The 8860-nt window shown below is 63.6% G+C and carries 14 protein-coding genes; 7 read left to right on the top strand and 7 right to left on the bottom strand.

Going from position 1 to position 8860, the window contains the following annotated elements:
- Positions 1-136: 136 nt before the first annotated feature.
- Both QZX93_RS00855 and QZX93_RS00850 read right to left on the bottom strand, forming a co-directional pair.
- Positions 137-454 carry a DUF5615 family PIN-like protein gene (locus tag QZX93_RS00855; RefSeq protein ID WP_295390721.1) on the bottom strand — a complete coding sequence of 106 codons (318 nt, stop codon included), beginning with the start codon at positions 452-454 and terminating at the stop codon, positions 137-139.
- On the bottom strand, positions 438-656 hold the full coding sequence (locus QZX93_RS00850; RefSeq protein ID WP_295390718.1) for a DUF433 domain-containing protein: 219 nt from the start codon (positions 654-656) through the stop codon (positions 438-440). The genes QZX93_RS00855 and QZX93_RS00850 overlap by 17 nt, the downstream gene beginning before the upstream one ends.
- Before the next feature lie 238 nt (positions 657-894).
- On the opposite strand from QZX93_RS00850, the gene QZX93_RS00845 reads away from it, so the two are divergent.
- Together QZX93_RS00845 and QZX93_RS00840 are read left to right on the top strand one after the other, a co-directional pair.
- Positions 895-1164 carry a DUF1778 domain-containing protein gene (locus QZX93_RS00845; protein ID WP_295390716.1) on the top strand — a complete coding sequence of 90 codons (270 nt, stop codon included), beginning with the start codon at positions 895-897 and terminating at the stop codon, positions 1162-1164.
- A gap of 52 nt (positions 1165-1216) precedes the next feature.
- Complete coding sequence (locus QZX93_RS00840) at positions 1217-1444, top strand: GNAT family N-acetyltransferase (protein WP_295390714.1); 228 nt, start codon at positions 1217-1219, stop codon at positions 1442-1444.
- Here the strand turns inward: QZX93_RS00840 and QZX93_RS00835 are convergent.
- Together QZX93_RS00835 and QZX93_RS00830 are read right to left on the bottom strand one after the other, a co-directional pair.
- Positions 1357-1581, bottom strand: a complete 225-nt coding sequence (locus tag QZX93_RS00835) for an SUMF1/EgtB/PvdO family nonheme iron enzyme (RefSeq protein ID WP_295390723.1) — start codon at positions 1579-1581, stop codon at positions 1357-1359. The two genes, QZX93_RS00840 and QZX93_RS00835, sit on opposite strands and share 88 nt — an antisense overlap.
- Positions 1578-1832 (bottom strand): SUMF1/EgtB/PvdO family nonheme iron enzyme, encoded by a 255-nt coding sequence (locus QZX93_RS00830; protein ID WP_295390712.1) that lies wholly within the window; start codon positions 1830-1832, stop codon positions 1578-1580. Before QZX93_RS00830 ends, QZX93_RS00835 begins: the two co-directional genes overlap by 4 nt.
- 699 nt (positions 1833-2531) lie before the next feature.
- On the opposite strand from QZX93_RS00830, the gene QZX93_RS00825 reads away from it, so the two are divergent.
- Both QZX93_RS00825 and QZX93_RS00820 read left to right on the top strand, forming a co-directional pair.
- Positions 2532-2705, top strand: a complete 174-nt coding sequence (locus QZX93_RS00825) for a hypothetical protein (protein WP_295390710.1) — start codon at positions 2532-2534, stop codon at positions 2703-2705.
- 22 nt (positions 2706-2727) lie between these two features.
- Positions 2728-3129, top strand: a complete 402-nt coding sequence (locus QZX93_RS00820; protein WP_295390708.1) for a hypothetical protein — start codon at positions 2728-2730, stop codon at positions 3127-3129.
- A gap of 186 nt (positions 3130-3315) precedes the next feature.
- On the opposite strand, the gene QZX93_RS00815 is transcribed toward QZX93_RS00820, so the two are convergent.
- Positions 3316-3795 (bottom strand): SCP2 sterol-binding domain-containing protein, encoded by a 480-nt coding sequence (locus QZX93_RS00815; protein WP_295390706.1) that lies wholly within the window; start codon positions 3793-3795, stop codon positions 3316-3318.
- A 220-nt stretch (positions 3796-4015) separates the two neighbouring features.
- On the opposite strand from QZX93_RS00815, the gene QZX93_RS00810 reads away from it, so the two are divergent.
- From QZX93_RS00810 to QZX93_RS00800, 3 genes are read left to right on the top strand one after another with little or no spacing between them, the layout of a single operon-like run.
- A complete protein-coding gene (locus QZX93_RS00810) occupies positions 4016-4567 on the top strand; it encodes a hypothetical protein (RefSeq protein WP_295394288.1) in 552 nt (183 codons plus the stop codon).
- Complete coding sequence (locus tag QZX93_RS00805) at positions 4533-5366, top strand: secretin N-terminal domain-containing protein (protein WP_295390703.1); 834 nt, start codon at positions 4533-4535, stop codon at positions 5364-5366. The genes QZX93_RS00810 and QZX93_RS00805 overlap by 35 nt, the downstream gene beginning before the upstream one ends.
- Before the next feature lie 39 nt (positions 5367-5405).
- Positions 5406-6092: a YceH family protein gene (locus tag QZX93_RS00800; RefSeq protein ID WP_295390701.1), complete on the top strand. Its 687-nt coding sequence runs from the start codon at positions 5406-5408 to the stop codon at positions 6090-6092.
- 26 nt (positions 6093-6118) lie between these two features.
- Here the strand turns inward: QZX93_RS00800 and QZX93_RS00795 are convergent, their stop codons facing one another.
- The gene (locus tag QZX93_RS00795) at positions 6119-7999 is read right to left on the bottom strand and encodes a family 20 glycosylhydrolase (RefSeq protein WP_295390699.1); all 1881 of its coding nucleotides are present in this window, start codon (positions 7997-7999) and stop codon (positions 6119-6121) included.
- Positions 8000-8193: 194 nt separating this feature from the next.
- A partial coding sequence (locus QZX93_RS00790; protein WP_295390697.1) for a hypothetical protein occupies positions 8194-8860 on the bottom strand: 667 nt, incomplete at its 5' end.

The raw sequence follows: 8860 nt of genomic DNA, 5'->3' as shown, positions 1-8860 counted from the left end.
CTCGTTCATGGTAGCGACCGGTGTCCAAAGATCCGACGCCCATGATCGCAGGAAGACCTCGGTTTTTCAACTGAGTGGCCGCCGCTATACATAGATCGCCGGAGCTAACATGAGTAACTTCTTAGTGAACCGTTCCTTAACCAACCCTTTCAAAACTGCACGGGCTCAGATTAATCAGCGTTTGCTCCAACCTTGGAACCAATGGCAGAGGATACGACAGTTCGTTTGACCGGGCGTCGAGCACCACCAGCGAGAGCGGCAGTGTTGCCGGGTTCTGCTGATACGGAAGGTTCTTGTCAGCGGTCAGAAAGCAATCGAACTGCCCGGCCGCCAGCGCCAACAATTTTCCATTCGTGATGCCGCCCCAACCCATCTCAACCACCGTCTTGACCGAATGGTTTGGCAGGTAACCCCGCAGGCGCCGGGGCAGCGACTCGTCAAGCAGCAGCCGCATTGACGAACAACCGTGCCCGGGCGTCCTCCAACACCGCGATGGCCGTCTGCCGACTCACGGAGGGAAAATCCTCAAGAAACTCATCCAGCGAGGATGTGCCTTCAAGGTAGTCAAAGAGGTTTTGCACGGGAACACGCGTCCCCGTGAAGCACAGGGCTCCGCTCATCACATCAGGATCACGGGTGATCAGGGTGTTTTCCATCGGGACCTCCAATTGACGCAGGACGGTCGGATACGGGTGAGGTAGATGTTGGCATGGCGCCGACCGGCAGCGCCCGCCAGGGCAGGCTAACCCGACAGTCGCCGCGTCGCAACCTTCGATCAGCCTTGGGGACGGGGTGCATGCCCCGCGCCGCTGGTCAGACGTTCCTGGACCAGCCGCACGGGATACCCTAGGTCAGTATGACGTAAAATATCACTGCTTATCTTGGCGCTTCCCCATGCCCACCATCGCTGCACCGACCCAATCCACCGGCATCAACCTACGCTCTAGCCCTGAGGCCAAGGCCATGATCTCGCGTGCCGCGGCGCTGATGGGAACCGCCGTGTCTGGCTTCGTGCTGCAAAACGCCGACGAGGCCGCCCGGTGCATAGGCCCCGACAACGACAACCTGGTGCTGTCCCAAGCGACCTTCGACGCCTTCATCGCGGCCTGCGAGGACCCGTCCGAGCCCAACGAGGCGCTGCGCGCCTTGATGGCGCGGCGTTGAATGCCCGCGCGGATCGAACTGCTGACCAGGCAACACCAGCGCGCAGGGTTCGATGGTGGACCACCGCGAACAGAGCAAGGGACTCGGGCAAGACCTGCTCGCCTTCGCGCTGCATCTCGCACTGGATTTTTCCAACCACGTCGGGATCTATGCCGTGATCGTCGATGCCAAGCACGAACGGGCGGCGACCTTCTATCGGGGACTGGGATTCGAGGCGATGCCGGAGCATCCGTTGCGGCTGTTCTTGCCGTTGTCGCGGCTTGCAAAGACGCAGTGGTAAACGTCCTGCACCCATTCCCAGGCATTGCCCGCGACCTCATGGAGCCCCCAGGGGTTGGGCGGGAGGCTGCCGACCGGGACCGTCGTTTTACGGAAGGTGCCGGTCTTGGACGTGCAGCCGGAGGGTGGGTAGTTCAGTTCCCGTAATAGTTGGCCTGATCCGTCGTGATGCAGTCACCGCTCCAGAACGGGGTTTGCTTACCGGCCCGGGCGGCGTATTCCCATTCTGACTCGCTGGGCAGTCGATGGCGTGGACCCTCGTTGGGAAACCGATCCAGCTCGTCCTCAGGCGAGCCCATCTGAAAGGTCCCGCCGGGCAACGCGATCATGGCAGGGCCTGGGCTGCCGTCCTTGAGCCGGTCGCGAAAGACCTCGGGGGGCAATGCCAACGGGGTGCGGCCGACGGTTTCGCCGTGGGCGTGACGACGGTCCGGGCGATCTCGTCGATCAGTGTTGCTGTCGGCTGGCGCGACTCAGGTTCTCGTTTGAAGTACTGGAGCGCGATTTCGATCTCGGTGCGCACAAAATCGCCGTCTGCCCTTGGTCGGGGGTCTTCGAGCCAGCCCCGGCCGATGACGACCAGCACCAGATGAGACCCGCGAATCTCCGTATCCAAGACGTGGCGAAAATCTTCCCCGAGTGGGATCTTGTCCACGTCGAGAAAGACCTAGCCATTGGGGAAGTCGGCCCCCAGCCGCCAAAAGATGTGCCAATGCGAGGTTTGCGATCCTTGGAACCGCAATTCTATACCGGACCGCCCCGGGTTGGGGCAAGGAAAACTCAGCCCACCGCCGGCTGACTGGCGTGGATAAAATCGGCTCACCTTGCCTCGGTTGCGTTTCCCCGACCAGCCGGTAAACTCCACGCATGTACTCAATCAGCGGTGTAGCCAGGATGGAGCGCTAGCGGAATCCGGGTGCGGCCTCGCGGGCAACCAAAAGATCCGTGGCTTACCGGAGAAACCTGGATTCCGCCGCGCTGCATCCAGGCTACGGGAAACCCCTTCCGCCTGATACTTTCAGTCCCAGCCGTGCCGCCCTAAAGCCACGCCACCGTCGCCGCCGCACCCGACACGAGGTACCGATCACATGAGTCTAATCACGGCCAAGGTCTTATTGAAAAATCCTCGCAAGGGGGACTTGCAACCCGTTGAAGTGGACCTGATCGTCATTGCGAATACCAGAACCATCGATGTCAATCCCGGCAGCCCGAACATCGCCACCTCGATTGTGAAATTGACCGCGCCGGCTGCGCGAGCCTGACCTGCACAGCGTGGCCAGTGAGATGACGACCTACTTGAACTATTTTCTTCGACTCGGAATCCTGAGAAGTCCTTGGTCCTATTGGTATCGCGGCCAGAAACTCGTCGCGTTGGCAGGGATGGGGCTTGGCATGGCGATCACGGCAGTCTTTATCATGCTGACCGCGGGCGTTGGACTTTTCCCGTTGGCGCTGGCACTGGCACTCGACCATGTCATTCTTTTATTGCCCCTCTTCTACCTCATACTCAGGTGGTCACTGCCCAGCTACCTGCCGGTCTCATTTGCCGATTGGTTCGTACTGAAGCAGTTCTTGTGGATCGCCGTCCCCGGAATCCTGACGGTCAGAATCGCGACCCTCGGCGTGGCATCAATGGTCGGCGGCAAGGCCGCGCGACCGGTCCCAGGACAGCAATCGAAGCGATAAAGAGGCGTCGCCCGCAGCCACCGCGACGCGGATGCGGGCTAACGGCCATGGCGCCCGCACCACCCCGAAAGATGAAAGTGGCGGGCGCCTTGGCCGTTCCCCCACCCCGCCCTCCCCCAATCGGGGAGGGAAACTTGGACCCCGCTCCCGGCGCGACTTTCACGGTACGCCGGGGTGCGCCCCGGGTCAGCGCTTTGGGCGACGCGCCCGGCCAGCCTCTTGGCCCAGGAGCCGGTCGAGTCCGCGGATCAGCGGCGCGACCTGCGCGGGCGGCTCGAATGCATCCAGGAAGTTCTTGAGATAGAGACCCAGCTCGGTGTCGCCGGCCATCCGCAACCGGCGCTGGAAGAACAGTGTATCGGCGTCCTCGCGGCGGGCGGCGAGCAGGAGAAATTCGTGCAGACCGCCCGAGATGGCGGCATCCGCCGCGGCCCCTTCGCCGCACCCGCGAATCCGCCCGTCACGCAGGCCCAGCCGGTAGCGGATACCCAGGTCATTGATTTCAATGCCGACCGTCCGTCCCTTCAGGAAATCCAGCTCGCCCTCGGCGAGGGCCGTCTTCATCACCCGATTGAGCACCAGGGCCAGGGCCTGGCTATGGGCGAGGGTCGGCAACAGGCGCAGGGGGCTCGCCAGGGTGTTCAGCAGGCGCGGGAATGCAGGCATGAGGCGGCTCTCAAATACGATCAGTGGGTTAGTAAACCTGGCAGCGGCCAGCCGCCTATTGTCGCGCGTCCGCGTCCATCTGGCGAGTGGTTGAGGCCAACGCGATCCGGCACCATCCTCGCCAGGGCGGCGGCGGCCCCCGGGTCCAGCTATCCGCCGCACCCCGATCGGCGCATCATAAGGCGCCGGCACGCCAACCACCTAGCCAGCCGAGGATCGGATGACCATGCATGAGGACCCACCGCCCCAGGCCCCCGACCTGGCCGAGCACGCGCCATCGCCGCTGAACCTAGGCGGCGCAGCACGACTGCTCACCGATCGCGACTCGATCCGCGCGGCCGGCGTCGAACTGGCCGCGGGGGCCCGACACGAACTGCTGATCTTCAGCCCAGACCTGGAGCCGGATCTCTATGATCGGCAGGACTTTCTGGCCGCGGTGCGGCAGCTCGCCCTGGCCAGGCCCTGGCATCCGGTTCGGATATTGGTCGGCGAGCCGCAGCGTGCGGTAAACGGCGGGCACCGGCTGATCGAGTTGAGCCGCCGACTGAGCTCGCGCATCGCGATCCGGCGGGTGGCGGAGGACTTCCGCGACCGGGCGGACGCCTTTCTGATCGCCGACGGCAACGGCTATTGTCTGCGGCGCCGCGCCGAGCGCCCCGAGGCCGTGCTGGAGTGCCAGGCCCCCGGCCCGGCGCGGCGCCTGCGGGCCGAATTTGAACAGATCTGGGAGCACAGCGATGAAGACACCGAACTGCGACGGCTGTATCTGTAAGGACCGGCGAGGACCGCGGCGGGCCGTCGCCTGGCTCCTGGCCGTCCTCTGCCCGGCGCTCATGGCCGCCGATTATCGCATGGAGATCATCGAACCCCGCTCCCGCCTGCCCGCTGACCTGGTCCCGCTCCTCGCGCCTCTGGCCGGCCCCGACGGGAGCGTGATGGCCGCCAACCATGCGCTCATCGTGCGCGCCTCGCCCGCGCGCCTGGCCGATATCCGCCGCGCCCTGGCCACACTGGACCAGCCGGCGCGTAACCTGCTGATCCAGGTGCGCCAGAGCGGCAATACGCAGAGCAGTGGGGGCGGCGCCGGGGCCAATGTCTGGGTCAGCGGCAATGGGCGCGTGCGGGGCCAGGTGGGCGCCGGTGCCGGCACCCGCACCGAGAGCCGCAACCTCACCCAGGAGGTCCGCACCATCGACGGCCATTCGGCCTTCATCTCCATCGGCCAGGACCAGCCCCGGCCCTATCGCGAGCTGTCCTATGGCCCAGGTGGCACCGCGATCCAAGAGGGAGTCGACTACCGCAGCAGCGAGAGCGGTTTCTATGTGGTGCCGCGCGTCCAGGGCGATCAGGTGACCCTGGAGGTCAGCACCAACGCCGACTCCCCCGGCGCGCGCGGTACCCGAGAAACCAGCAGCGTCGAGGCCCAGGTGCAGGGGCGGCTCGGCGACTGGCTGCCGGTCGGATTGAGCACAGACACCGAGTCCAACCGCGGCGGCGGCACCCTGTATTACGGCCAGGGGCAACGCAGCCGCCAGGCCCGGGTGGAGCTGCGCGTGGTGCCGCTCGACTGAGCACCCTCGATCATTGTCCAAGAACGCGAGCATCGCCCCATGACGACCGATCTCACCGAACCCCTGTTAAACACCATCGAGGCGCGCATCCTGGGCTGCCTGATGGAGAAACAGCGCACCACCCCGGAGCAATACCCGCTCACCCTCAGCTCACTGGTGAGTGCCTGCAATCAAAAGAGCAGCCGCGCGCCGGTCATGCACCTGGAGCCCGGCGAGGTGGGGCACCAGGTCAATCAATTGCGCACCCAGGGGCTGATCCATGCGGGATTCTCCGGACGTAGCGAGCGCTATGACCACAAGCTGGTCGGCACCTATCACCTCAGCCGCGAGGAACAGGCGGTGCTCACCGTGCTCATGCTGCGCGGCCCCCAGACGCTGGGCGAGTTGCGCACCAACAGCACACGCCTGGCTGAGTTTCCGGACCTCAATGCCGTAACCGCCACGGTGACTGCGCTCATCGACCGTGGACCACCTCTGGTGATGGAATTGCCCCGGCTCCCGGGCAAGCGCGAGGAGCGCTATATGCATCTACTGTGCGGGATGCCCGACCCGACCGAACTCGCTGCCATGAACGCCGCGGCCGCGGCCACACCGGCGCCACCGCCAGGCGGCAGCGCGGCGGACAGTCGCATCGCCGCCCTGGAATCAGAGGTAGCACAACTGCGCACTGAGTTGGATCGGCTATGGGTGTTGACCGGGTTGGCGGATCGAAGGGCTGAAGGATAAACCTAGACCCGGAAATCGCTCACGGGCTAATAGTCCTTAAGCAATCCCCGCAAGCGCGCCGCACTGTCGCTAAAACCGCCGGGTCGATTGCGCGCAAGCCATAGTGGCCGATGCGCCCTCAGGATGGCACGCAGATCGGTCTGCATCTCGGCAGAGCGCGATGGATGGTCCGCGGCGGCCAGCGCGATGCGCGCACACCCGTGCTGGGCCAGACGCGCCGCGAGTGCCACCTCCCGGGCGATCAACGGCGCATCCCCCCGGCCCATCCTGGCCGCCGGCAGACGCTGCACCAAGGCGCCGATGCTCTGCGCCGCCTGCGCGGCGGCGCCCCGCACGCCCTCCCCTGCCCCATAGACCTGGCGGATCTCCTCCCGCCCCATCAGTAGCGCCCGGCCAAAGGGCGTGGCATTGTAGGTACGCTGATTGAGCCACCCATCGAGCGAGTGACCGACCCGGCCGAGCGCGAGCATCAATTCACCCATCACGCCCGCCGCATCCTCAAAGGCAAAGGTATCCAGGGCGCGCGCCAGGGCCAGGCCCCGGTTGGCTTCCACGCCCCAACTCATCGCCGCGCCATAGGCAAAGCCGGCGTAGCTGAAGGGCAGATATTGCCAGTGGCCATTATCGCCCCAATCGGTATTCAACACGCCGCCCGCGCCATTCTTGAGTCCGTTGTCGCAGGCATTGGCAATGTTGCCCAGCATGTTGTCGGTGCGGCCCAGGATGGCATTCCAGGTGCTGGTGCCCGGGCAGACATAGAACGGAATGCCCGATTCGGCAAAGGCCAGCGCATGCGAGGCGAAGGGGTGGTCATGCTCATAGCCCCATTCCAGCGCAATCAGGTCCTGGGGCAGCCGCGGAACCAATGAGGGATGCTCCAGGATGATGTCACCCCAGAATTGCATGGTATGGCCGCGCGCACTGACCTCCCGGTGGATCTGCTGCAAAAACGCCAGATACAATTCGCCGGTGCCAAGCTGCGCCGCCAGGGCCTGATTGCGGCCCTGCCCAAGATCGACGGTCTCATCGCAACCCACGTTGAATTGGCGCGAGCTGAAGTTGGGCAGCAATTCATCATAGAGCCCGCGCAACAGCTCGAGGCTGCGCGGGTCGCGCGGGTTGAGACCCGATGGGGGGCGTACACCCCAGCGCGTCTCGCCGCCCGCTGGGGTCTCCGCCAGGTCGTTGTATTGCGGGTGTTTCAGCCAGCGTTCCAGGTGACCGAACGAATTCTGATTCGGCACCAGCTCGATGAACCGTGCGCGGCAATAGGCGTCGAGTTCCAGGACCTCCTCGGCCGTCATGGGCGAGGCATGTTCCCACACGGTGCGGTGGTCGCGATAGGCAAAGGTATGTTCGGTATAGAGCTGGAGCTGGTTGATCTTCCAGGAGGCCAGCAGGTCGATCAGCGTGCGCAGCGTCTCCATGGTCGGGACCTTATCGCGGCTGATATCCAGCATCACGCCGCGCTGGGCAAAGTCGGGTTCATCGTCGATCCGCAGCGCCGGCCAGCACCCGCCGCGCTGCTGCGCGATCTGCATCAGCGTGCTCACCCCATGGAACACGCCATGCGGGGTGCCGGCCTGGACCATCACCCCGGCAGGACGGATATCGATGCAATAGGCCTCATCCGAATCCGGCGGACCCGAGATCACGAGTGTGATGCCGGTCCCCTGCAAGGCGTTCGCGGTGAGTTGCAGGCGCGTCTGCGCATATTGGTGCAGCGCATCGCGCAACCGCTGCCCGATCGGCAGCAGGTCTTGGGCGCAGTCGGCACGCAGGGCAATGCACATCCCGTCGGCCAACTGAAATTCGGCGGCCCCCAGTGTCTGGGCGCGCGGTGCCGGGAGCAGAATCAGCTCGTCGGATGGTTTCACGTCATACTCCGGCAGCGGTGGCAATGACATCCCAGCTTCTCGTTCCCACGCTCTGCGTGGGAATGCACCCCTGGCCGCTCCAGCGGCCCGACCATGCGCGCGCGGCTTCCGCGTGGAGACTTGCTCCGAAGTCGGAACGGCCGTTGTCTTATGGCGTGAGCCAATCGACAGCGACGCCACCGCCCATCAACATCCAAAGAAAAAGCCCTGGAAACACCTGCGGCCTAACTGTCTTTCAGCAGCGCCAACAGTCTTGCCGTGATCCTTGAAAAGCGCAAAGTTGTACCGCCACTAAACACTAGCTCACCAGGAAACAATATTCCTAACGAAACAAGACCAGCCGCATAGATTGCCTCCGGCCCATCCGGCGCAACATGATAGCTCCGATCTTGGGCGTTTTTTTCACTTGGCGGAGACATAGATATGTCCGAAAAATAAAATGTCCGCATAAGAAACGCAACCTCTTCCGCCGAGATATCTCGGATCGCCCGAGACAATGCGATTGTCTCCTGGGCTCCGCTATCTTGCACCTCCAATGCGTTCTTCACCGCAATCTTCAGAAAAGCGATTTTTTCTTCGCTTGTTGTCTGCAACACCGCAAGATATATTTCATTTAGTAGCGCATACTGCTCATCACTGATTTCCTGCAACTTACTTTCATATTCTTGCAGAGATTCTCCTATGTCTTCTATTGCCTTTCTTACGCGTTCTTGTTGACGCTGCGCAGCTAATGTTCCCTCAAGAGCAGGCACCAGCCCTTTTAAGGTGTCACTTTGTGTTCGGCTCAGAGCCCGCGAGCAACCTGGCGGTCGAGACATGAGGTTTACCTTTGAACTTGGTGCGTGGTGTAGGCGGCTTCTTCGGCCCGCGCGTGGTCTTGCGTAGTTTGTG

The organism is uncultured Thiodictyon sp. (assembly GCF_903946935.1).
Classification (GTDB): Bacteria; Pseudomonadota; Gammaproteobacteria; order Chromatiales; family Chromatiaceae; genus Thiodictyon.
Note: the sequence above shows the minus strand (reverse complement) of the source record. Positions and strands in the feature narration are given on the sequence as shown.